Raw genomic sequence first — 21,704 nt, forward strand, 5'->3', positions numbered from 1 at the left:
CAGCCAGCAGCCAGGACGGGCACGCGGTGCCTGCCCTGGCTTTATCAATTCCAAGCCTCGCAAGGGGCGGGAAAGCAGACCATGGCCAAACACAGTAAATCCATCCCCGGCCGCATGAATCGCGTTGCAGACCAGATCCAGCGCGATCTCGCCGAAATCATCGCCTACGAACTGAAGGACCCGCGCGTGTCGATGATCACCATCACCGAAGTGCAGGTCACGCCCGATTACGCCCACGCCAAGGTGTTTTTCACGATGCTGCCGGACGATCCCACCAGCGTGCAAAACACCCTGCAGGGTTTGCGCAAGGCGGCCGGCTTCATCCGCGGCCAGCTGGGGCGCCGCCTGACCATTCATACGACGCCTGACGTGCACTTCGTGCACGATACGTCGACTGCGCGCGGCATCGAGCTGTCGCGCCTGATCGATGAAGCCAACGCCACGCGCGCCGCGGATGCAGACGAAGCCTGAGAAGCGCCAGCGCCTGGCGCTGGACGGCGTGCTGTTGCTGGACAAGCCGGTTGGCCTGTCCAGCAATGATGCGCTGATCAAGGCCAAGCGCCTGTTGAACGCCAAAAAGGCCGGCCATACCGGTACGCTCGATCCATTCGCCACCGGCTTGCTGCCGCTGTGCTTTGGCGAGGCGACCAAATTTTCGCAAGACTTGCTGGAAGCAGACAAGACGTATGAAACCGTGGTGCACCTTGGCATTCGCACAGGCACCGGCGACACCGAAGGCGAAGTGCTGGAGCAGCGCGATGTGGCGGTCACGCGCGAACAGGCCGAAGCCGTGCTGGAAAAGTTTCGCGGCGCAATCGACCAGGTGCCGCCCATGCACTCGGCATTGAAGCGCGACGGCAAGCCCTTGTACGAATACGCGCGGCAGGGCATCACGCTGGAACGGGCGGCACGGCGGGTGACGATCCATGCGCTGGAATTGCTGGCGTTTGAAGCCCCTTTTCTGACGTTGCGGGTTACCTGCAGCAAGGGTACGTATATCCGCGTCCTCGGCGAGGATATCGGCGCGGCGCTGGGGTGCGGTGCGCACCTGAAAGCATTGCGGCGGACCCAGGTCGGCAGCCTGACGCTGGACGGTTGCGTGACGCTGGAGCAACTCATGGCGATCGAGGATGGGCAGCGCACCGCGATGCTGGCCCCCGTCGATGCCTTGCTGTCATCATTTCCCGCCGTTGAATTGCCAGAGATCCTGGTGCAGCGCTTCCTGCATGGGCAGCGTCTGGCCCTGGGTAAGGAAAATGTGACCTTGCCGGAAGCTGAAGGGCGCGTTCGCGTATATGCAGCCGCGGATGGCAGGCTGCTGGGAACGGCGCTGTTGCAAGCTTATGCCGTGCTGGCGCCCGAGCGGCTGGTGGTGGCGCATTAACGTGTCGTCACCGGTCGTGACAGCCTGATATTCCTTTAAAAACATTGTGTTAAAGGAATTTATTGAGGCATGGAATTTCCCCTGTAATTCCGGCAAGCCATTGAAATATCAAGGAATTTTTCTTTTCATGCGCCGCAACATGCTATAATTTTGGGTTGCCTGAATTTCGAGCCCCGTACCTTAACGATCCGAACAAATATGTCCACTACCAAACGCGCCATTCGTAATATCGCCATCATTGCCCACGTTGACCATGGCAAGACCACCCTGGTCGACCAGTTGCTGCGCCAAAGCGGCACTTTCCGCGACAACCAGCAAGTCGATAGCCGCGTGATGGATTCCGGCGATATCGAAAAGGAGCGCGGCATTACAATCTTGTCGAAGAATTGTGCGGTGGAATACGAGGGCACGCACATCAATATCGTCGACACCCCAGGCCACGCCGATTTCGGTGGCGAGGTCGAGCGCGTGCTGTCGATGGTGGATAGCGTGCTGCTGTTGGTCGATGCGCAGGAAGGTCCGATGCCGCAAACCCGCTTCGTCACGCGCAAGGCATTGGCGCTGGGCTTGAAGCCAATCGTGGTGTTGAACAAGATTGATCGCCCGGGCGCGCGCGCGGACTGGGCCATCAACGCGACCTTTGAATTGTTCGACAAGCTGGGTGCGACCGAAGAGCAGCTCGACTTCCCGATCATCTATGCATCCGGCCTGAACGGCTACGCCGGCTTGACGCCGGACGTACGCGGCGGCGACATGAAGCCCTTGTTCGAAGCGATCCTGGAACACGTTCCGGCGCGCCAGGATGATCCGGATGGTCCGCTGCAACTGCAAATCACTTCGCTGGAATACTCTTCCTACGTCGGCAAGATCGGCGTTGGCCGCATCCTGAGCGGCCGTGTGCGCGGCCTGCAAGATGTCGTGTTCATGAACGGTCCGGACGACAAGCCAACCAAGGCCCGGATCAACCAGGTGCTGACCTTCCGTGGGTTGGACCGGGTACTGGTCGATGAGGCATTGGCTGGCGACATCGTGCTGATCAACGGTATCGAAGACATCGGTATCGGCTCCACGATTTGCGCACCCGAAGCGCCGAACGCCTTGCCGATGCTGAAAATCGACGAGCCGACCCTGACCATGAATTTCATGGTCAACAATTCGCCGCTGGCCGGCCGCGAAGGCAAGTTCGTGACTACTCGTCAAATCCGCGATCGTCTGGAACGCGAATTGAAATCGAATATGGCCTTGCGCGTGGTGCAAGCGGAAAATGACGATTCGACTTATGAAGTGTCGGGTCGCGGCGAGCTGCATCTGACCATTCTGATCGAAAACATGCGCCGGGAAGGTTTTGAACTCGCGGTATCGCGCCCACGCGTGGTGTTCAAGATGGTCGATGGCGTGCGCCATGAGCCATACGAAAACCTGACCGTTGACGTTGAAGAAAACAACCAGGGCGGCGTGATGGAAGAACTCGGTCGTCGTCGCGGCGACCTGCAAAACATGGAACCGGATGGCAAAGGTCGGGTGCGTCTGGAGTATCGTATTCCGGCCCGTGGCCTGATCGGTTTCCAGGGCGAATTCATGACGCTGACCCGCGGTACCGGCTTGATGAGCCATGTGTTCGACGACTATGCGCCAGTCGATACCTCCAAGGGCGAGATGGCTGGCCGCCGCAACGGCGTGCTGATTTCGCAGGATGACGGCGCGGCGGTGGCTTACGCGATCTGGAAGCTGCAGGATCGCGGTCGCATGTTCGTGGTGCACAACGATCCGGTCTACGAAGGCATGATCATCGGCATTCATTCCCGAGACAATGACCTGGTGGTCAACCCGATCAAGGGCAAGCAATTGACCAACGTGCGCTCGTCAGGTACCGACGAAGCGGTGCGCCTGGTGCCGCCGATCCAGATGTCGCTCGAGTATGCGGTCGAATTCATCGAGGACGACGAACTGGTCGAAATCACGCCCAAGAGCATTCGCCTGCGCAAGCGCTTCCTGAAAGAGCATGAGCGCAAGAAGGCATCGCGCGACGCGGCGTAAGCCACTTCGCCGAACCAGCAGGGCCGTCGCATCGCAGGATGCGGCGGCCCTGTTTTTTTGTGAGACGGAATTGGGTTACACTGTTTTTCCCATTACGTTCGAGGAGACGTCCCATGTCCCGCTTCTTTACCTTCAAGACGGCAACGCTGCCGATGCTCTGCATGACGGCATCGCTCGCCTTTGCCGTTTCCCTGTCGGACCTGTCGAACCAGGAAGCCAGCAGCGGCCTGAAGGCGGCGTTGGAGAAAGGCTCGGTGGCGGCCGTGGCGAAGCTGGGCGTCACCGATGGGTTCCTGGGCAATGACAAGGTCAAGATCCAGTTGCCCGGCGTGCTGGAGCAGGCCCGTCCTCTCCTGAAGATGAGCGGGCGCGGCCAGCAGCTGGACGACCTGGTGGTGTCGATGAACCGCGCAGCCGAGGCTGCCGTGCCTCTGGCCAAGCCACTGCTGGTCAACGCCGTGAAATCGATGTCGGTGACGGATGCCAAGAATATCCTGTCAGGTGGCGAGACCTCGGTCACCGATTTCTTCCGCGAAAAAACTTCGGGGCCGCTGGCCGTCAAGTTCCTGCCGATCGTCAAGGGCATCACCGACCGTTCCGGCCTTTCCGCCCAATACAATGCGACCATGGCCCAGGCTTCCAAATTCAAGCTGGTCAATGAGCAGCAATCCACGGTGGAAGGTTACGTCAGTCAGCGAGCGCTCGACGGCCTGTATTACATGATCGGCGAAGAAGAAAAAGCCATCCGCCGCGATCCGGTCGGTTCCGGCAGCAAGATCATCGGCAAGGTGTTCGGCAGCCTGAAATAGCGCAGGGGCGGCGCCGTCGCGCCGGCTGCGCTACAGGTCCCGCAAGACTTCCGCTATTTTGCCAAACAGCTGTTCGATCTGCGGGTGGTTGACGATCAGCGGCGGCGACAAGGCAATGATGTCGCCCGTCGTGCGGATCAAGAGGTTTTTCTCCCAGAAACACTTCAGGAAGACATCGAACGCCCGCGCACCCGGCTTGCCAGGAATGCTTTCCAGTTCAATGCCGCAAACCAGGCCGAGATTGCGGATATCCTTTACATGCGGCAGGCCCTTGAGACTGTGGGCTGCCTGTTCGAAAAAGGGCGCGGAGGCGGCGGCCTGCTCGAACAGCCCTTCGCTGGTGTAGACGTCGATGGCGGCGATCGCCGCGGCGGCAGCTAGCGGATGACCCGTGTAGGTATAGCCGTGGAAGAATTCAATGGCATTCTCCGGCGCGGCTGCCATGAAGGCATCGTGGATGTCCTGGCGCACCAGTACCGCGCCCATCGGCACGGCGGCATTGGTCAAGCCTTTCGCGCACACCAGCATGTCGGGCACCACGCCGAAATAGTCGGCGCCGAACCTGGTGCCAAGGCGGCCGAATCCGGTAATCACCTCGTCGAAGATCAGCAGGATGCCGTACTTGTCGCAAATGGCGCGCAGCTTTTGCAGGTAGCCGGCAGGAGGCAGGATCACGCCGGTTGAGCCCTGGATCGGTTCGACGATGACGGCGGCCACCGTGGCCGGGTCGTGCAGGGAGAGCAGGCGCTGTTCCAGTTCGTCTGCCAGCTCCGCGCCTTCCTGCGGCAGGCCGCGGGTGAACGCATTGCGCGCGATGTCCAGCGGATGGCGCAGGTGATCGACCGCCGGCAGGGCGGGGCCGAAATGCTTGCGGTTGCCGGCGATGCCGCCGACGGAGATGCCGCCGAAGCCGACGCCGTGGTAACCGCGCTCGCGGCCGATCAGGCGGTGGCGCAGGCCGTCGCCGCGCACCCGGTGGTATGCCAGCGCGATCTTCAGGGCGGTATCGACAGCTTCGGAGCCGTCGTTGCTGAAAAATACGCGGTTCAGGCCGGCCGGCGCGATGCCAGCCAGGGCGCTTGCCGCTTCAAAAACGAGCGGATGCCCCATCTGGAACGCCGGGGCATAATCCATGGCGCCGGCCTGGCGCTGGATCGCTTCGGTGATTTTTGGGTGGCAGTGGCCTGCGTTGACGCACCACAGGCCAGCGGTGCCATCGAGGATCTGGCGGTTGTCGTCGCTGTAGTAATACATGCCGGACGCAGCTACGAGCATGCGCGGCTTGTTCTTGAATTGCCGGTTGGCCGTAAAGGGCATCCAGAAGTGGCTGGTATCGAGCGTATCGGAGGACTTTGACATGGCGGGCATCCATCGAATTGGGTTCAATAATGCCATCATAGTACGGCAGCCGCACAGCCGAGGCGAATTTTCCGTATACTTCGGGGATCCCGCCGCCCGGTATGCCGCCGTGCTGCCATTGATGCCGAAATTGAAATGAACAAGACCCTCCCGCCCCGCCGCCTGTCGGTCGCGCCCATGATGGACTGGACGGACCGCCATTGCCGCGTATTCCATCGTCACATTACCCGCCATACCTGGCTATATACCGAAATGGTGACGACCGGGGCGCTGATTTACGGCGATGTCGCGCGTCACCTGAATTTCAACGAGGAAGAACATCCGGTGGCATTGCAGTTGGGCGGCAGCGAGCCGGACGACCTGGCAAAATGCGCAAAGCTGGGAGAGCAGTGGGGCTACGACGAAGTCAACCTGAATTGCGGCTGCCCCTCTGAGCGCGTACAAAAGGGGGCGTTCGGCGCATGCCTCATGAATGAGGCGGCACTGGTGGCCGATTGTGTCAAGGCCATGCGCGACGCGGTGTCGATCGATGTCACCGTCAAGCACCGCATCGGCATCGATGATGTGGCGTCATATGACTTCGTGCGCGATTTTGTCGGCACGGTAGCCGACGCCGGTTGCCACACTTTCATCGTCCATGCGCGCAACGCGATCCTGAAAGGCTTGAGCCCCAAGGAGAATCGCGAGATTCCGCCTTTGAAGTACGAATATACTTACCGCATCAAGCAGGATTTCCCGGACCTGGAAATCATCATCAACGGCGGCATCAAGACGCTGGCGGAAATCGACCGCCACTTGCTCAATGTCGATGGCGTCATGCTGGGGCGCGAGGCCTACCACAACCCTTACGTGATGGCGGAGTTCGATGCCCGCTATTACGGCGATGCGGCCCCGCCCAAGTCGCGCGCCGACATTGTGCAAGCGATGCTGCCCTACATCCGCCAGCAATTGGCGCGCTACGGCGACAATGGCAAGGGATTGCGGATGAACAGCATTACCCGCCACATGCTCGGCCTGACGACCGGCATGCCGGGTGCACGGCATTTCCGCCAGACTTTGTCCGATGCGCGCCGCCTGGCGGCGGGAGATCCGCAATTGCTGGTCGACGCGCTGGAGCGCATGCCCCCGCTTGCTGCCTGAGCGAGGAAAATGCTTCTTCATCCCGTCTGCCGGCGTGGCACGGAAGATACTCGCAATTCGGACGTATTGGGAGCAATAGCGTTTGCGGAATCGATAAAAATGAATTCTGCTGGCGCCGCACATGCGGCGCCATTTTTTTCAGGCACGTGGATGGCGCGCCGGCTTTTTTCCGGCCTTTGTTTTGCTCTGGAGGACTCCGCTGATCTGCGCTTCCTCTTCGTCGATATCCAGGCCCAGTTCTTTCATGAGTTCGTGTTTGCGATCCCGCATGTCCGCCCCTAAAGCATCCATGTCCAGCCCTGCTTTTTTGGCCTTGGCAAAAATTTCCTTCTCCTCTTCTTCGATATGATGCTTTACGTATTCACCCAGTACGGTGAATTTTGCATCATATAAATCTTCGTCCGGTTCCATGGACTCAAGATCTGCGATCAGTTGCTTGGCCATGTCGTGCTCTACCAAGGCTTCATCGAGAAAATCTCGTTCATCGAGGACATCGCGTAAAGCGGGATAGAAAAGTTCTTCTTCGATCTGGGCGTGAATCGTCAATTGCGAACATGCGTGTTCAACCAGCTCTCGCTTGGTTTCATCTTCCTTGTCTTTTACTTTTTCGAACTTGGCAAACAGTTGCAATACCTGTTCGTGATCCGACTTTAAAAGCTCAATCGCATTTTTTTCATGTGGCGCTTCCGTGCTTTTCCTGGTCATGCTGTTCTCCTTGTAAAGGCAAAATGGCATTTGTCGCAAGTGCCATGCCATCGAAGATGGTGACGCGCGCCTGCATAAAACCCGTTTTTCCAGATAAGCTGTTGTCGCTACGAATAATCATGGAAAAATTTACCCGTAAGCCGATAATTTCTACATAGGGCCGGTGGGCATACAATGGTTATGGCAACGCGTCGACATATGTAGCAGCGCCATAAGGCGTTGAATATTGCGCGATGGGGAAGGGATGAATAATGTATCCATTCAGAAAAATAAGACCGCGTCTAACTGTATTACTTCTCTTGATTTCGAGTATTTCAGGCTGCGCAACGCTCCCCGATATCCATCAGTTGAACCATGCCGGCAACGGCAACGGCAACGGCAACGGCGCCTTCGCCGTTGCCGGCTCCGCCGGTTTGCTGTCACCGCAAAAAAGTGCGGAGATTCTGCGACGCCTGCAACAAGAAGGAAAGACGGATCTTCTCGAACGACATCTTGCGTTCATGCAAGAAATTCATTCCAAGCCATTGATGGTAGGAAATGCCACACGCCTCCTGGTCGATGGTGCGTCAACTTATCACGCCATGTTCCAGGAAATCCGGTCGGCGCAAGACCACATCAACCTGGAAACTTATATTTATGACGAGGAAGGAATCGGTGAGAGGCTGGGGAAATTACTTGTAGAAAAACAGGCGCAAGGTGTCCAGGTCAATCTCATGTATGACAGCATAGGCAGCCTGTCAACAAGGAAGGAATTTTTTGAGGAACTTCGTGAGCAGGGGATTAATGTCTGTGAATTCAATCCGGTAAATCCTTTGCGGGGAAAAATATTCTCGCTGAATAACCGCGATCACCGAAAAATTTTGGTGGTCGACGGGAAAGTGGGATATACCGGCGGCATCAATATCAGTAGCGTTTATTCTCGCAGCTCGACCGTCCGAGCAAAACGCACGGGCACACCGCATCCGTGGCGGGATACGCAGATCGAAGTGCGAGGGCCGGCAGCAAAGGAATTCCAGGAACTGTTTCTCGATAGCTGGCAACGCCAGCAGTGTCCTGAGCTCGCGAGAAAAAATTATTATCCTGCGGTTGCCCCGCAGGGAATCACCGTGGTACGCACGCTCGGCAGCAGTCCCCGCGACGAAGTGAATCTGATCTATATCGAGCTTTTGTCAGCGATACTCCATGCCAGCAAAAGTATCCACATGACCATGGCTTACTTTGTGCCGGACCCGCAAACGGTAGATGCATTGAAAAACGCGGCCCAGCGCGGCGTCACGGTAAGTCTGGTCCTGCCGAGCGTCAGTGATGTCTGGAGCACCTTGTATGCAGCGCGCTCGTATTACACGGAGTTGCTCCAGGCTGGCGTCATGATCTACGAACGCAAGGGCGCGCTTTTGCATGCCAAGACGGTTGTCATCGATGGTGTCTGGTCCACTGTAGGGTCAAGCAATATCGATTTCCGAAGTTTCCTGCACAACGATGAAGTCAATACCATTGTCTTGGGAAAGACATTCGGTGACGAAATGGAGCGGGCCTTCGCAGCGGATCTCTCGGCATCCGAGAAAGTGGATCCAGCGCGCTGGGAAGAGCGGAGTATGGTTAACCGGATCCGCGAAAATCTGGCACGCATGTGGGCGTATTTTCTTTAGCGCTTCTGACGGGCCGCCTCGGCCAAGCCATTTTTCGCAGAATGACTGGCGTCCGGCGTCAAGCAGCGCTTAGGCGCCAATACCCCTCTGGCGCAAAGATGTCACTGTGTCCCGGACGCCCAGGTGCGGCAAGCGCACGCAATTGGCTGGCATAGCATTGCACCGCGTGCCGCTTGCGTTCAGCCTGGGCGTGAGTATCGAAGGCGACAGGCGTGGCTTCGATACCAAAATGAACCAGCCCGGTCAGGCGCTGCTGCAGGAGCGTCGGCATGCGTCGATAAAAGCTGTCTTCATAAAGCAGCCACTGGCGCTGGGGATCGCGTGTTCGTGCCATCAACGCGGCCTGATGCGTAAGGATATGATCCGCATGATATAGCCCCGCAGGCAGCATGACGCTATCAGGATTCTCCTCGTCAAGCACTGCGGCAATTGTCTCGGCCAGCCCGATTGCGCCTGGAGGGTCGCTATATTGACTGCCCAGGAAGTCGAGCAATATCGGCGTGGCATGCAAGAGCTCGACGGCACGCCCGTGTTCTTCGCGCCGCTGGACAACAGCCTCGTGTGTATTGGAAAACCCGCCTGCTGCGTCCCAGTCCGTCAGCGGCAATGCAGGTGACGGGAGACCTGCAAAAAGCGATACGAGGATAAGGCCACGCCGACTGGCCATTACCTCGCCGCATGCAAATATGGCGTCATCGCCATGCGGGGAAATTATCAGCAGTTTGCCGAGTTCAGATACCGATTCCATCGCATCCCTTCCAGGCGCTGGCTCGCCCTTTGCGGCGAGCCAGCGGAGTAATCGCGCATATCGATCATGCGTCAATAAATTCAAGGCTGCATTCCAATCGACAATTGAACGCGGGAAATGAAATCGCGATTGCGACGCAATGTCCAATTGCAAGTTCTTCGCCAGTTCTGCTCGGCATGCAGATAGTCACATGTTCAATCAGCTTTTTAATCGCGGTATTGATAAAGCCGACATACTGTATTCAAGACCGCTCGCCAATGCAGTAGTTTCCTGCCTGCGAGCAGACTGTCGCCATCATGATTCGTTGCACGGGAATGGCACGCCAAGGAAAGTGAGAAGCCAAAGTATGGCGAGATCGAAACTTCATTATGCTGATGAAATATCTTTTCATCAGCATGTCGATCGCTTCGTCATAAATCGCCTCCGGATTGATATCCCTCACTCGCCTTCCCAAGTGCATCCTTCACTATGGCTTCACTGCTGCCGCATGCGTAGCCACGCCAGGATTTTTATCTAAGCGCAAACGCTTCCTTACGCTGGCATAGGTAGTAGTCGTTGGCTTTTGACAAAATTTCCCCGCTGCATGCGAGTTCTGTTGTCAATATGAATTGCCAAGAACTTATTACATGTCATGGAGTCTAGGAACGACCATCCAAAAACAAGGAAAGGATTGAAAATGAACAAGATTTCCTATTTCACAAAAACTTTATTGTTGGTCTTTGCTTTGGGAGCAGCAATGACCGGGTGTGACCGTCGTGCCGCTGATCAGACCGGGACGCAGTCCTCCGGTGCAACGTCATCGCCACGATCGGAATCCATGTCCTCGGGAGCGCGATCATCCGGGGCAAGTACAAGTGGTTCGGCAGAAAGAGCGATTGATGATTCCGTCATCACTACCAAAGCCAAGTCGGCATTACTGGCAGATACGACAGTCAAGGGCACTGATATCAACGTTGAAACCAATCGCGGCATCGTTTCGCTCAGCGGCATGGTTGACAATGACCGGCAGCGTGATCGTGCTGCAAGCATTGTGCGCGGTATCGATGGCGTCAAGAGTGTGGAAAATAAAATGACTGTAAAGCATTAATACATTCTGGTTCCGGCCCGGTATGGCAGCCGCTGTACCGGAAGCCGGTGTGAACACGGAGGAAATGACGTTATGCCACACGTACTAGCCTTCGAAAATGAAAGTGAGCTACCCCCGATTTCGGAAAGCGTCAGGCTGAAGCCTGACATTGCAATGCTGTACGTAGGACGGTTTGGCAGCATGCTGGGCACTGCGCCGGCCATGCAAAAGTTTTACCATCATGTTGCACGTGTTGCCCCGACGGACGCCACGGTGTTGCTTTTGGGTGAAAGTGGTACCGGCAAGGAACTAGCTGCACAGACGATCCATACATTGAGCTTGCGGCAGAACGCGCCATTTTTGCCAGTGAATTGTGGTGCCATTTCACCGCAACTGATTGAAAGCGAGATTTTTGGTCACGAGAAGGGTAGCTTCACTGGCGCTGAACGGCAACATAAAGGGTACTTCGAGCGCGCTAACGGCGGGACTTTATTTCTCGATGAAATTACCGAAATGCCGCCGGAATTGCAGGTCAAGCTGTTACGGGTTCTGGAGAGCGGCTCTTTCATGCGCATCGGGAGCAACCTGGAAATTGATTCGGATGTCCGCATCATTGCTGCAAGTAATCGTGATCCAGAGCAGGCCGTTTCTGAAGGGAAACTGCGTCTAGACTTGTACCATCGTTTGAACGTGTTTCCCCTTTATCTTCCGCCATTGCGCGAACGTACCGAAGACATGGAGCTGTTGGTACAACATTTTCTGGATGAACTCAATCTAACGTATGGCACCACCAAGGTGATGGCACCGGAAGCCTTGGCCAACCTGGTTACGCGCAGCTGGCCAGGGAATGTGCGTGAATTGCGCAATCATATTCAGCGGGCCTACATTTTGGCCGACCAACTTATCGGGGTCGCCGCTCTTTCACCTGATATGTCGGACCACGTGTCCAATGCTGATCTGACTTTAGCCATTCCAGTGGGAACGTCATTAGCAGAGGTCGACAAAAAAATAATTTTTGCGACCTTGCAGTTGTGCGATGGGGTCAAGAAACATGCAGCAGCAGTTCTGGGCATTAGCTTGAAGACGCTCTATAACCGGCTGCAAGAATATGGTTTGGCAGAACAACTACCGGACGCGGAAGACGAAAGGATGCTGAGGGCGGTCGACGAAAAAAACGTACCTGGTTTTACAGGGTGAAGGATGTTACGCCGTGATGATTGGTCTTGTCATTATCCAAATGGCACGCGCATCGGATTGGCGGGATTGATCGTGTAGCCAGGAAAGCATTGAGTGCGGCCAAAAAGAACTGTATGTAAATACAGTTAAAATCATTTTTGTGCTATGATTTTTTTGATGCGTCTTGTTGCTTATTCGCCGGTCTGAAACTGTTGTTGGAAATGACGAATCAAACTGTTACGAGCTTCATGCGGTTGGGCGCGAAAATATGCCAGTGCAGTTGCGACAAAGATTTTTTCTTTATCATCCAGTGGTAAGACAAGAGGATCGTGTTCACGGTCCATCCAACCATGCGGCAAACGGAGCCGTGTCTCCATGATGCGCGCAAGATTGCCACCAATGTTTTTACGATTGCATTTGATATGACTGAGGTAGCGTTCCGATAGCCCGAGATGGTGTGCAAACAGTTTCAGCATGCCGTGTTTTGGTTCTCCCGGATTGTTATGCATGAAATCGTTAAACAATTTCATGAAATTCCGGTGTCGAATTTGGGCGCTGTCGAGAAGCATAATCCCTCCCGCTTATAGATTGACGGCATGACGCTGAGGTATTGGCAAGTGTCACTTTCTCAAGTTATTACTTACCTTTCCAGCCGCTCATATTTTAAACGGACAGTTGTTTTTTTATGTTGATAATTCACAACCAAATTGGTAGTGAATGGGCTGCATCCCTTTGGAGGAGTGCCAGGATCAGTACGGCTGTCGAGGCATTTACAAGCCGGACGCATCTTGTCGGTTCCGTTGCGCGAGACGTTGGCGACTTTACTTTTACTTCATGGAGTAAATCGATATGCGACACACTTTTACACCCAGGCGCCCTTTCACCCGGCAGGCAGTTTTTCCGACAGCGCCTGAATTGATGGAGGCAATTTCGGCGACTGCGGAATTATGTGGGCATCCGCTTTCTCCTGCAGCCTCCGCTCTGCTGGCCAATGACCTGGCTGCCCTGGATCGGAAAGCTGTGCTGGCTGCTTTGGCACGTTGTCGTGCGGAATTGCCGCGAGGCTTGAATATTGGCGAGGTCTTGACCAGAGTCGAGGATGGTCGTCCCGCCGCAGAAGACGCCTGGCGCATGCTCCCCCTTAGCGAAGCGGAATCGGTCGTCTGGACAAAAGAAATGGCGCAAGCCTGGGGCAAGGTCTCAAGTCGGCTGCTCAATACCGAGCGCGAGACCGCCCATGCGATTTTCGTGCAATGCTATACACAGGCTGTGTTGATGGCGCGCTGCACGCAGGAAAAAATTACCTGGACACCTTCGCTGGGCACCGATCCTGTCCACCGTGAACAGGTGTTGCTGGATGCCTTGCAGAAGGAACGATTGACTGCTGATTATGTCAAAGATTTACTACCTTATAGGGCGTTGAGTTTGCCGGCACGGCAAGTGTTTTCTCAATTACGCCTGGATATTTTTCCGAAATAAAATTAATTTTTCGCACTTTCGCCAACAGTAAAAGCTACCTAAATGAGCTGATTGTTAGCTCGTACCAAACCTTGCATCTGCCTATGGATGACATTCAGGATTTTGGAGATGGCGGTTTGCAGTGGTTTGCGCAAATTGGCCGTCTTGAGCAATTCGAGTACGAAAGTTTTGAAAGGATATATCGGATCATGAGCGAATTCGAAATTCACCGTGCAACCAAACGTCGCGCAAAACTGCGTCTTGGAATGTCGGGTCCTGCCGGTAGCGGCAAGACCTATTCTGCCTTGCTGATTGCGTCAGGACTGGGCGGCAGGATCGGCTTGATCGATACCGAGCATGGCAGTGGCGACCTGTATGCGGATTTGCTGCCGGAAGGCTATGACGTATTGCGCCTGGCACCGCCCTTTACCCCAGGGCGCTATATCGAGGCAATCCGTGCAATGGAGCAGGCCGGGGTGACGACCATTATCATCGACAGCCTGACGCACGCCTGGAGCGGCGAAGGCGGCTCGCTGGACCGGCAAGGCAAGATTGCCGACCGTTCCGGCAATTCTTGGCAGGCCTGGCGGCAAGTCACTCCCGAACACAATGCACTCGTCGAAGCCCTGTTGCAAAGCCGCTGCCATATCATTGCAACGATGCGTGCCAAAACAGAATATGTGCAGGAAAAGGATGAGCGCACCGGCAAGCAGGTGGTACGCAAGATCGGACTGGCGCCGATCATGCGTGATGGCATCGACTATGAGTTTACAATTTTCATGGAGCTCGATATTCAGCACATGGCTTACATCGGCAAGGACAGAACTCGGCTGTTCGATGGCCAGATTGTGAAGCCTGACGTCGAAGTCGGGCGGCGTTTGCTGGCGTGGTTGCAGTCCGGTGAGGAAGAGCCACAAGTGGAACAGGCAGCGATGGGCGACGAGCAATTGGCGGACCTATCCAATTCCATCAGGCGTGCGCGCGATCTCGATGAGTTGTATCACGTATTTGCCGCAGCCTACCGCACGGCCAACGCACTTCCGGATGCGGCGGCGATAGCTGAACTTACGCGCATCAAGGATGAACGCAAGGCGGCGCTGGAAGCTGAAGAGGCAGAGTATGGAGAGCATGCATGAATCCGGTATTCGAGGCATTTGAGCTGGCTGCGCACTATCGGCGTCTGGCCGAATCGCTCGCCGAGCAGCATGAAGATCCACAAGTCATTCAGGATACCCTGGAAGCAGAGTCAGGCCGGCTTGACGACCATCTGGAAAATCTGGCCAAGATGGTGCGCAATATCGAGAGTGCCGACAGCGGCGTCTTGCGTACCATGGAGGATTTGGCGGCGCGCCACGCCGGCTTGCAGCGTGCCGCCGTGCGCGGACGCAAGTTGCTGTTGGATCTGATGCAGCGTGCCCAGCGGGACCGGGTCACAACGGCGCTATTTTCAATCGCTGTCCGGAAAAATCCACCTGCTGTGGTTGTCGATTGTGCCGCGGATTTGCCCCTGGCTTTTCTGCAGTTTCCGGAACCGCCAGCCCCGGTGCCGGATAAAAAGGCCATTGCAGCCTCATTGAAGGCCGGGCTCAACGTGCCAGGTGCGCATCTCGAACAAGGCATGCGCTTAGAAATCCGATAGCGGTATGGGAATTGCTTGGTTTTTTCTATAGAGGAAAAACCTATGAATTCCTGGTTGCATGTCGATTGGCAAGCTTTATTTCACCTCAGTGCCCCGGCTATCGAAATCATCGTGCGGGGCACGGCAGTCTATTGGTTTCTCTTTTTTATTTTCCGGTTTTTAATACGCCGTGACGTCGGCAACGTCGGGATTGCCGACATTCTATTACTGGTGATTGTGGCCGATGCATCCCAGAATGCCATGGCGGGAGATACCCATTCCGTCAGCGATGGGATGTTATTGGTTGCCACCTTAATCGGCTGGAATATGTTGCTGGATTGGCTGAGCTACCGTTTCATATTTGTGCGCAAATTTGCCGTACCTTCTTCTCTTTGCCTGATTAAAAACGGCGCATTGATTAGGCGGAATTTGCGGCGGGAATTAATCAGTGACGACGAGTTATGGGCCAAATTGCGAGAGCAGGGAGTCGCCGATCTGCAAGAAGTAAAACTGGCGCATCTCGAACCGGACGGTGAAATCAGCATCATCAAGAAGGAATAGCGGGCATCGAAAATCGCTTGCGGCTCGACATCTACAGGAATACGAGTCGGAAGCGCAGCGCCCCCACGACATGCCAGAACACGCCTATCGGGGGTAATAACAGCGAAGTCCCAATGATGCCGAAGATGTTGACTGCGGATTTTTCAGCGCCTCTCAGGCGTTGAAGGCATAAATGCGCCGTAAGCAACGTCCAGGTCGCAGTGGCAAGGAGAAATAGAAAGATATTGTGCAGAATCAATGCACCGGAAATGCATAGAAGCGCCATGACGATCGCAGGATAGTGCCACGGCATATGCCGTCGAATTCTCTTGTGTTTTATGCGAGGATGCTTCCTGTAAAGCAGTGCCTCGAACTGGGTGTTTTTCTGTTGCTGCAGACTCGATGCCCAATAAGTCATTTCAGCAGGATGCTGGACTACAGCGAGTGGTGCTTCGCCAATTGCCGCGTCGGCTTCCAGCAAGCGTAAATAGAGATCGGCATCATCGCGTCCGGCATTGCCAAAGCGTTCATCGAAACCGCCCAGGTCTTCCAGCACCCGTCGCAGGCAAAAGCAGTTAAAGCTGGCAAACTCGGCGCTCTCCCGAGTTTTGTCTGCTCCCTCATGTGCTTTCGTAACCTCGGAAAATGTGTTGAGGCTTGTTCCTCGCACTGCCTGCTTGGTGCCGTCAAATGCGCGCAAACCCTGTTTTAACCAGTCTGCATCGGGAATGGAGTCTTCTTCGGTAAACGCAACAATCGCCCCGCGAGCAATTTGCCAGCCATGATTTCGTGCCGCGGCGGCACCCGTCTTTGTATCGACAGGCAGGTAAATGAGACAGGGTTTGTTTCCAAACTGATTCAAGTGATTTTCCACGACTTCACGGCTGGCATTACTGGGGGCGCTGTCGACCACGATGATTTCATATTGGCAAAACGGCAGTGTCTGACGCATGAGTGCAGCAAGACAGCGATTCAGGAGCCCCGGGTTGCCGTGCGCAGGCACCACGGCAGAGACGACGATACTGCGTTTGCGCGAATTCCAGATGGGCTGAATGGAGGCCGCGCGAGCTGGCTGGTTCAAGGCCCTGTCGAGCAAGGCATTGGCAGGCTGGGCGGCGCGGATTTTTTTCTGCTTGCCGGTATTGCGGGGGCAACAGGATTTTCCGGGGAAGGCAATGATTTTCGCCATACGTATGATCCATTTGAAAAAGCTGCCTTGATTCCATATGACTGGACATAGCAATTCTCGTTCCGGCTTTTCACTTGCATGTGTGGCGACAGCTTGATGTAGGTGGCAATTCGCGCCTCTTGCACGAAAAAAGAAAATTGTCCGCGTGTTTGTCGGAGGGGAACCGTCGCTTAAACAATTGCCACGCTTTCCAGTCTAATAAAAGTAGTCAGGGGGTTGAGGCGAGAGGAGCGATCCATGGTCATAATCGAACGATCGATCGAGGTGAATGTGCCGGTAAGCCTTGCATATCGCGAACTGAGCCAGTTCGAAGAGTTCCCCCGGTTTATGAAAGGCGTACATTCCGTGCATCAGCTGGACGCTGCCCATTTGCACTGGCGCGCCGAAAGGGGCGGGAAGGAAATGGAATGGGATGCCGAAATCACCGAGCATATTCCGGAGCAGCGCATTGCCTGGCGCAACACCAACGGTCCGCGCAGCGAAGGCAGGGTTCTGTTTGAAGCGCTGGAGCCCGAAAAAACCCGGATTTGCCTTTCCATGGAAACCGACGAGGAGAGTATGGACAAGCCCGGAGGGCAGAATGCTTATCTCCCCCATGACGAAGGAGATTTGGCACGCTTCAAAAAAATGATTGAAAGCAAAGTGCGTGCGGACGGCCAGCGCGAAACAACCGTGTCACCGGGCGAAGCCCCGCTAAATAAAATTGGCCGCGCTCGTGCAGGCGCATTGGCAGCAGCGCCGCAGGCCTGGGTGCCGACGGTTGATCTTGTCCAGGATGCCGGCCAAATCTACATCAGCGTCGATTTGCCTGGTGTGAGCAAGCAGGACGTGCATATCGAAGTCGCTCGAGGCCAGTTGACAATCGAGGGCGATCGCCGCAGAACGTATGGGGCTGAGCTTGAAGAGCAAGTGCTGGGCGAATGCAAATATGGGCGGATCTTTCGTGCGATCACTTTGCCTGCCGGTGTGGACTCACAGTCAGGTGTGGCCAGGATGCAGGACGGCGTACTCGAAGTTACCTTCAAGATTGCTTCCGCCCCGGACTTGGCAAGACGCCTGGAAATTCAGGAGGAGTAGCGCATGGCACTCGCGGCAATTCATCCAGCGTCATCAATGGAATGGCGGGTGGGCAGACATGTTCCTGCCTGCAGGGACTGTGCATCATGACGGAACTAGTTGGCTGGCTCAGCGCAATCGTCCTTGCGCTGACCATCTCTTCGCAGGTCTACACGCAGTGGCGCACCAAGAGTAGTGCGGGGGTTGCAAACTGGTTTTTCATCGGACAAATGCTCGCTTCGCTGGGCTTCGTTGCCTACAGCATCTTGCTGGAAAACTGGGTTTTCGTCTGGACCAATGCCTTCAATTTCACGGCGGCCCTGCTGGGACATTCGATTCATCGCCATAACCGGCGCACCCAATGCCAGATCGCCCCAGTAAGGCAGGCGGATTGATATCAGGCGGATGGGAATTTTTACCGCGGGCGGTAGTAACTACAACGCATCATTACCGACCACTGCTGCTTTTTTGGACTGCCGTTAGTCCTCGCGCCAGGCAGGCCGTGCCGTCATGCGAAGCCGGTTTGCGGCATTCGAGAGCAGACAGTCGTTGAGTCGTTATGATGAGCACAGTCACAATCAGTGCAGCCAACGAACACGTCAGCTCTTGAAGGGGGTTTGCATGGATGCGGGAGGTCATGCCTGTCGTCTGCTTGATGCTTGCGCGGCATCCGCGCGGCCAAAAATCGCGATATTCCGAGCCATGCATCTGGGCGAGATGCTATGTGCCGTTCCCGTGTTCAGGGCATTGCGCACGGCCTTGCCTGCCGCCGACATCACATTGATCGGATTGCCCTGGGCATCCAGTTTTGCCAAGCGATTTTCACAGTATATCGACAGTCATGTAGCCTTTCCGGGATTTCCGGGTTTACCTGGGCAGCCCGTGGACTTGCCGCGCTTGCCTGGCTTTATCGCCGACATGCAGCAGCAGAAATTCGATTGCGTGTTGCAAATGCATGGCAGCGGCGCCCTGACCAATCCTCTCATCCGGACTTTCAATGCTGCGAGAAACGCAGGCTATTACCGGCAGGGCGATTACTGCCCGGATCCCCTGCATTTCATGCCCTGGGACGAAAGCCAGCACGACATCCTGCGATTGGCGCGTCTCATGGCGTTTCTTGGCGTTCCGGTATCCAGCCTCGAACTTGAGTTTCCACTGGCAGAGGCGGATTGGCAGGCACTGCGCGCCGGCCATTCGGCGTTGCCGGCGGCTGGGTCCTATGTCTGCATTCACCCAGGCGCACGCCTGCCTGCCCAGCGCTGGCCCGCTGCGCATTTCGCCGAAGTGGCAGACAGCCTGTCGGCGGAAGGATTGCAAGTCGTCCTGGTAGGCTCATCCCAGGAGCGCGGCATTGCCGCGGCGGTTCAGTCGCACATGGCCGGTCCCGCCTTGAACCTGGCCGGCACCCTCGGGTTGGGCGCATTTGCAGCACTGCTGGCCCAAGCCCGCCTGGTGATCTGCAACGATACCGGGATTGCCCATATTGCCGCTGCATTGCACACGCCTAGCCTGGCGCTGTCTCGTGATGGCGGCGCGCGGCGTTGGGCACCGCTCGACCGCCGCCGGCACCGTAGCGTGGATTCTGCTGCGGCTGAGCCAGGCTGCAGACACTCGTCCGCAAGTACGCTGGTGATGCGGCGGGTGCGCGAATTGCTGGACGATACGGGCATGCCGCTTGCATGAATAAAGTGCGTTTGCTTGCAGTAAATTTGACCGGGGATAACCATGGAAAACAGTGCTCGGGATACGCCCCTCGCCAACAGGATGTTGACCTGTGGGATGGTGACCCATGCAGCGCGGCTGGGAGTGTTCACCATGCTCGTACTGACGCTATCGGCTTGCGAGAGGCAGGGTGTGCCGCCATCCCCCGCAGACCCGGTCAAGCCGAAAATGCAGGTTGGCAGGAACATGGGTGAAGTGCAAAAGGCAATCTATCATTACATCCGCCCAGTTCGCAAGGCATCGTCCTCGATGCAACCTGATCCCGCCGAAGGCCCAGGCGGGAGATTGCAGGTTTAGCCAGGGGCAGCTACCACGGCTGCTCAGAGGCGTTGCTCCCACCATTGTAGAACCAGCATGCCGGACAAGTGTCGAAGTTCGAACGAGGACGTGTTTTGTCAGGAGACGAGTCGGGGCATTAAGCAGTTTTCCTTCCGCCGTTTCTTCAATGAAATTTTCCGGGTGGCGCCACATGATGAGTTTATTTTCCGACCGTCTGCAAGCGGGGCAACAACTGTCGGGTAGTCTTAAGGAGTATGCCGGCCGGCATGACATTATCGTGCTGGCCTTGCCGCGTGGCGGCGTGCCAGTCGCGTATTCCATCGCCAAAACGCTGCACGCCGCCCTGGATGTTTTTTTGGTCGGCAAGCTGGGAGTGCCTGGCCATGAAGACCTCGCTCTTGGCGCAATCAGTAGCAGGGGCGTATGTGTGCTTCGGCCAGAGACCATCGCTTTGATGGACATTCCCGTGGATGCCATTGATGCCATCGCGCATAAGGAACTGCGAGAAATTAAGCGTCGTGAACGTGCCTATCACGGGATCCGGCCATCGCTTGATATCGAGGGTCGAGTTGTCATTGTGGTGGATGACGGACTTGTGACCGGAGCGACCATGCTGGCTGCGGTACGGGCGCTGCGCCACGAGCATCCGGGCCAAATCATTGTTGCCGTGCCTGTGGCAACGGCAGAGTCCATTGCCGAACTTGAGGCGGAAGTGGATGCCTTATTCTGTCTTCAGGTGCCGGAGTGGATTGCTTCAGTCGGGCAATGCTATGACGAGCCTGGGTCGCCCGACGATGCCCAAGTCATCCAGTACCTCCAGAACGCTTCCGATTGGCTCAGCGAAGGCGAACAGGAGGTGGCAAGCGGCAGACTGCCTTATGCACCCGTGAATGCCCCGGCGGTTGGCCCTTCGCCCGGCGTGTGAACAGCATGTTGCGCAAAAAGAGTTCGCTACAGTTTTTTTCAGGAGGGATTCGTCATGAAATCATGTAGCACAGTGCTGGTTGCGCTGGGCATGCTTTCCTCAACGGCCTTGGCGCAAACGACCCGGCCAGAGCCACTGCCACTGCCAGAATCGTCTCGCATGCCCATGCCTGGCATGCGAAGTGACACGGTGCCTGCGACGCGCGTCACGCCGGCGACATCCTTTCCGCAGCAGCCTGCTGAAATGTCTTCAGGAAGTTCTGCCAATGAAGCCGGGGCTTCCCAAAGCACCGGGCAACTGATTACTCCTGCGATTGTCCAGTCTCGGCCAAATGCTGCCGGTGACGTTGGCATCAAGCCACAGACAAAAAATGGTGTGAGATATCTGTGCGGGGGCGTCAGTGAAGATGAGTCAGCGTACATGAAAAAAATTGCTGCCAAGGACTACGACTTGATGATGACATTTGCCGAGAAGAGCGGTAATTATGTCGCAGATGTCGCGGTGGCAATCAAGGATGCGCGTGGCAAAACCTTGCTGGAGGCGACTTGCGATGGGCCAATCATGCTTGTGGATTTGCCCGCAGCAGGCGGCTACCGCATCCATGCTGAAACCGCCGGAAAAGCGATCGATCGCACTGTTCTGGTAAAGGGTGACAAAGGCCATTTACGACAACTTACCTTCGCATGGCCGAGCACTGGTGAGCGTTCCGCTACGGCAGAAAAGCGTTATGACGCTGGCCGGCGAAGTGCCGGCGGTGATGCAGACACCGGAAAGTAAGGGGGAGGGTAACGCGTGCCCTCTGAATAGACGAATAGACGCGCCTTGAAGATTGCAGCATGCCATG

General features: G+C 56.1%; 25 protein-coding genes. 18 read left to right on the forward strand and 7 right to left on the reverse strand.

The genetic code is table 11. From position 1 onward, the window contains the following. Positions 1-81 precede the first annotated feature (81 nt). The 4 genes from rbfA to EKL02_RS07380 all read left to right on the forward strand — a co-directional run bounded on the left by rbfA (position 82) and on the right by EKL02_RS07380 (position 4,230). Positions 82-471: a 30S ribosome-binding factor RbfA gene (rbfA, locus tag EKL02_RS07365; RefSeq protein WP_128901450.1), complete on the forward strand. Its 390-nt coding sequence runs from the start codon at positions 82-84 to the stop codon at positions 469-471. Beyond that, positions 455-1,384, forward strand: a complete 930-nt coding sequence (gene truB / locus EKL02_RS07370; protein ID WP_128901451.1) for a tRNA pseudouridine(55) synthase TruB — start codon at positions 455-457, stop codon at positions 1,382-1,384. Before rbfA ends, truB begins: the two co-directional genes overlap by 17 nt. Before the next feature lie 198 nt (positions 1,385-1,582). After that, positions 1,583-3,421, forward strand: coding sequence for a translational GTPase TypA (gene typA / locus EKL02_RS07375; RefSeq protein ID WP_128901452.1), 1,839 nt, complete (start codon positions 1,583-1,585; stop codon positions 3,419-3,421). A gap of 113 nt (positions 3,422-3,534) precedes the next feature. Then, positions 3,535-4,230, forward strand: a complete 696-nt coding sequence (locus EKL02_RS07380; RefSeq protein ID WP_128901453.1) for a DUF4197 domain-containing protein — start codon at positions 3,535-3,537, stop codon at positions 4,228-4,230. A gap of 30 nt (positions 4,231-4,260) precedes the next feature. On the opposite strand, the gene EKL02_RS07385 is transcribed toward EKL02_RS07380, so the two are convergent. Beyond that, positions 4,261-5,589 carry an aspartate aminotransferase family protein gene (locus EKL02_RS07385; protein ID WP_128901454.1) on the reverse strand — a complete coding sequence of 443 codons (1,329 nt, stop codon included), beginning with the start codon at positions 5,587-5,589 and terminating at the stop codon, positions 4,261-4,263. A gap of 135 nt (positions 5,590-5,724) precedes the next feature. Here EKL02_RS07385 and dusA point away from each other — a divergent pair, with 135 nt between their 5' ends. Continuing rightward, positions 5,725-6,729, forward strand: a complete 1,005-nt coding sequence (dusA, locus tag EKL02_RS07390) for a tRNA dihydrouridine(20/20a) synthase DusA (RefSeq protein ID WP_128901455.1) — start codon at positions 5,725-5,727, stop codon at positions 6,727-6,729. A gap of 138 nt (positions 6,730-6,867) precedes the next feature. On the opposite strand, the gene EKL02_RS07395 is transcribed toward dusA, so the two are convergent. Both EKL02_RS07395 and EKL02_RS18140 read right to left on the reverse strand, forming a co-directional pair. Next, the gene (locus EKL02_RS07395; protein WP_128901456.1) at positions 6,868-7,434 is read right to left on the reverse strand and encodes a hemerythrin domain-containing protein; all 567 of its coding nucleotides are present in this window, start codon (positions 7,432-7,434) and stop codon (positions 6,868-6,870) included. Further along, entirely contained in the window at positions 7,403-7,555 is a 153-nt protein-coding gene (locus EKL02_RS18140; RefSeq protein ID WP_164931975.1) for a hypothetical protein, read from the reverse strand. Before EKL02_RS18140 ends, EKL02_RS07395 begins: the two co-directional genes overlap by 32 nt. A gap of 178 nt (positions 7,556-7,733) precedes the next feature. Between EKL02_RS18140 and cls the strand changes: the two genes are divergently transcribed. Continuing rightward, on the forward strand, positions 7,734-9,083 hold the full coding sequence (gene cls / locus EKL02_RS07400) for a cardiolipin synthase (RefSeq protein ID WP_241687817.1): 1,350 nt from the start codon (positions 7,734-7,736) through the stop codon (positions 9,081-9,083). Between the two features lie 58 nt (positions 9,084-9,141). Here the strand turns inward: cls and EKL02_RS07405 are convergent, their stop codons facing one another. Continuing rightward, entirely contained in the window at positions 9,142-9,984 is an 843-nt protein-coding gene (locus EKL02_RS07405; RefSeq protein ID WP_128901458.1) for a PIG-L family deacetylase, read from the reverse strand. A gap of 523 nt (positions 9,985-10,507) precedes the next feature. On the opposite strand from EKL02_RS07405, the gene EKL02_RS07410 reads away from it, so the two are divergent. After that, entirely contained in the window at positions 10,508-10,918 is a 411-nt protein-coding gene (locus EKL02_RS07410; protein ID WP_206732467.1) for a BON domain-containing protein, read from the forward strand. 72 nt (positions 10,919-10,990) lie between these two features. Further along, positions 10,991-12,094 (forward strand): sigma-54 dependent transcriptional regulator, encoded by a 1,104-nt coding sequence (locus EKL02_RS07415; protein ID WP_128901459.1) that lies wholly within the window; start codon positions 10,991-10,993, stop codon positions 12,092-12,094. A 170-nt stretch (positions 12,095-12,264) separates the two neighbouring features. Here the strand turns inward: EKL02_RS07415 and EKL02_RS07420 are convergent, their stop codons facing one another. Next, positions 12,265-12,603, reverse strand: coding sequence for a hypothetical protein (locus EKL02_RS07420; protein WP_128901460.1), 339 nt, complete (start codon positions 12,601-12,603; stop codon positions 12,265-12,267). A 385-nt stretch (positions 12,604-12,988) separates the two neighbouring features. On the opposite strand from EKL02_RS07420, the gene EKL02_RS07425 reads away from it, so the two are divergent. The 4 genes from EKL02_RS07425 (at position 12,989) to EKL02_RS07440 (ending at position 15,710) form a co-directional block, all read left to right on the forward strand. Next, the gene (locus tag EKL02_RS07425; RefSeq protein WP_128901461.1) at positions 12,989-13,552 is read left to right on the forward strand and encodes a hypothetical protein; all 564 of its coding nucleotides are present in this window, start codon (positions 12,989-12,991) and stop codon (positions 13,550-13,552) included. Between the two features lie 188 nt (positions 13,553-13,740). Next, the gene (locus tag EKL02_RS07430; protein ID WP_128901462.1) at positions 13,741-14,667 is read left to right on the forward strand and encodes an ATP-binding protein; all 927 of its coding nucleotides are present in this window, start codon (positions 13,741-13,743) and stop codon (positions 14,665-14,667) included. Then, a complete protein-coding gene (locus EKL02_RS07435; protein WP_128901463.1) occupies positions 14,664-15,170 on the forward strand; it encodes a siphovirus Gp157 family protein in 507 nt (168 codons plus the stop codon). The genes EKL02_RS07430 and EKL02_RS07435 overlap by 4 nt, the downstream gene beginning before the upstream one ends. Before the next feature lie 42 nt (positions 15,171-15,212). Next, positions 15,213-15,710 carry a YetF domain-containing protein gene (locus EKL02_RS07440; RefSeq protein ID WP_128901464.1) on the forward strand — a complete coding sequence of 166 codons (498 nt, stop codon included), beginning with the start codon at positions 15,213-15,215 and terminating at the stop codon, positions 15,708-15,710. 31 nt (positions 15,711-15,741) lie between these two features. Here the strand turns inward: EKL02_RS07440 and EKL02_RS07445 are convergent, their stop codons facing one another. Continuing rightward, positions 15,742-16,878, reverse strand: a complete 1,137-nt coding sequence (locus tag EKL02_RS07445; protein ID WP_128901465.1) for a glycosyltransferase family A protein — start codon at positions 16,876-16,878, stop codon at positions 15,742-15,744. A gap of 237 nt (positions 16,879-17,115) precedes the next feature. On the opposite strand from EKL02_RS07445, the gene EKL02_RS18145 reads away from it, so the two are divergent. Both EKL02_RS18145 and EKL02_RS07455 read left to right on the forward strand, forming a co-directional pair. Next, positions 17,116-17,955, forward strand: a complete 840-nt coding sequence (locus tag EKL02_RS18145; RefSeq protein WP_164931976.1) for an SRPBCC family protein — start codon at positions 17,116-17,118, stop codon at positions 17,953-17,955. Positions 17,956-18,041: 86 nt separating this feature from the next. Then, complete coding sequence (locus EKL02_RS07455) at positions 18,042-18,329, forward strand: hypothetical protein (RefSeq protein ID WP_128901466.1); 288 nt, start codon at positions 18,042-18,044, stop codon at positions 18,327-18,329. Positions 18,330-18,569: 240 nt separating this feature from the next. Here the strand turns inward: EKL02_RS07455 and EKL02_RS18150 are convergent, their stop codons facing one another. Further along, positions 18,570-18,749, reverse strand: a complete 180-nt coding sequence (locus EKL02_RS18150; RefSeq protein ID WP_164931977.1) for a hypothetical protein — start codon at positions 18,747-18,749, stop codon at positions 18,570-18,572. Positions 18,750-18,816: 67 nt separating this feature from the next. Between EKL02_RS18150 and EKL02_RS07460 the strand changes: the two genes are divergently transcribed. The 4 genes from EKL02_RS07460 (at position 18,817) to EKL02_RS07475 (ending at position 21,637) form a co-directional block, all read left to right on the forward strand. Continuing rightward, entirely contained in the window at positions 18,817-19,617 is an 801-nt protein-coding gene (locus EKL02_RS07460; RefSeq protein ID WP_164931978.1) for a glycosyltransferase family 9 protein, read from the forward strand. Between the two features lie 42 nt (positions 19,618-19,659). Beyond that, on the forward strand, positions 19,660-19,953 hold the full coding sequence (locus tag EKL02_RS07465) for a hypothetical protein (protein ID WP_128901468.1): 294 nt from the start codon (positions 19,660-19,662) through the stop codon (positions 19,951-19,953). 172 nt (positions 19,954-20,125) lie between these two features. Continuing rightward, entirely contained in the window at positions 20,126-20,860 is a 735-nt protein-coding gene (locus EKL02_RS07470; protein WP_164931979.1) for a phosphoribosyltransferase family protein, read from the forward strand. A gap of 54 nt (positions 20,861-20,914) precedes the next feature. Continuing rightward, positions 20,915-21,637 carry a hypothetical protein gene (locus tag EKL02_RS07475; RefSeq protein WP_128901470.1) on the forward strand — a complete coding sequence of 241 codons (723 nt, stop codon included), beginning with the start codon at positions 20,915-20,917 and terminating at the stop codon, positions 21,635-21,637. The last annotated feature ends 67 nt before the right edge of the window (positions 21,638-21,704 follow it).

The sequence above is a fragment of the Janthinobacterium sp. 17J80-10 genome (assembly GCF_004114795.1).
Lineage (GTDB): Bacteria > Pseudomonadota > Gammaproteobacteria > Burkholderiales > Burkholderiaceae_D > Paucimonas.

Coding starts and splice junctions, on each gene's coding strand:
- rbfA (WP_128901450.1), top strand. CDS start 82: ATGGCCAAACACAGTAAATCCATCCCCGGCCGCATGAATCGCGTTGCA.
- truB (WP_128901451.1), top strand. CDS start 455: ATGCAGACGAAGCCTGAGAAGCGCCAGCGCCTGGCGCTGGACGGCGTG.
- typA (WP_128901452.1), top strand. CDS start 1,583: ATGTCCACTACCAAACGCGCCATTCGTAATATCGCCATCATTGCCCAC.
- EKL02_RS07380 (WP_128901453.1), top strand. CDS start 3,535: ATGTCCCGCTTCTTTACCTTCAAGACGGCAACGCTGCCGATGCTCTGC.
- EKL02_RS07385 (WP_128901454.1), bottom strand. CDS start 5,589: ATGTCAAAGTCCTCCGATACGCTCGATACCAGCCACTTCTGGATGCCC.
- dusA (WP_128901455.1), top strand. CDS start 5,725: ATGAACAAGACCCTCCCGCCCCGCCGCCTGTCGGTCGCGCCCATGATG.
- EKL02_RS07395 (WP_128901456.1), bottom strand. CDS start 7,434: ATGACCAGGAAAAGCACGGAAGCGCCACATGAAAAAAATGCGATTGAG.
- EKL02_RS18140 (WP_164931975.1), bottom strand. CDS start 7,555: ATGATTATTCGTAGCGACAACAGCTTATCTGGAAAAACGGGTTTTATG.
- EKL02_RS07410 (WP_206732467.1), top strand. CDS start 10,508: ATGAACAAGATTTCCTATTTCACAAAAACTTTATTGTTGGTCTTTGCT.
- EKL02_RS07415 (WP_128901459.1), top strand. CDS start 10,991: ATGCCACACGTACTAGCCTTCGAAAATGAAAGTGAGCTACCCCCGATT.
- EKL02_RS07420 (WP_128901460.1), bottom strand. CDS start 12,603: ATGAAATTGTTTAACGATTTCATGCATAACAATCCGGGAGAACCAAAA.
- EKL02_RS07430 (WP_128901462.1), top strand. CDS start 13,741: ATGAGCGAATTCGAAATTCACCGTGCAACCAAACGTCGCGCAAAACTG.
- EKL02_RS07435 (WP_128901463.1), top strand. CDS start 14,664: ATGAATCCGGTATTCGAGGCATTTGAGCTGGCTGCGCACTATCGGCGT.
- EKL02_RS07440 (WP_128901464.1), top strand. CDS start 15,213: ATGAATTCCTGGTTGCATGTCGATTGGCAAGCTTTATTTCACCTCAGT.
- EKL02_RS07445 (WP_128901465.1), bottom strand. CDS start 16,878: ATGGCGAAAATCATTGCCTTCCCCGGAAAATCCTGTTGCCCCCGCAAT.
- EKL02_RS18145 (WP_164931976.1), top strand. CDS start 17,116: ATGGTCATAATCGAACGATCGATCGAGGTGAATGTGCCGGTAAGCCTT.
- EKL02_RS07455 (WP_128901466.1), top strand. CDS start 18,042: ATGACGGAACTAGTTGGCTGGCTCAGCGCAATCGTCCTTGCGCTGACC.
- EKL02_RS07465 (WP_128901468.1), top strand. CDS start 19,660: ATGGAAAACAGTGCTCGGGATACGCCCCTCGCCAACAGGATGTTGACC.
- EKL02_RS07470 (WP_164931979.1), top strand. CDS start 20,126: ATGATGAGTTTATTTTCCGACCGTCTGCAAGCGGGGCAACAACTGTCG.
- EKL02_RS07475 (WP_128901470.1), top strand. CDS start 20,915: ATGAAATCATGTAGCACAGTGCTGGTTGCGCTGGGCATGCTTTCCTCA.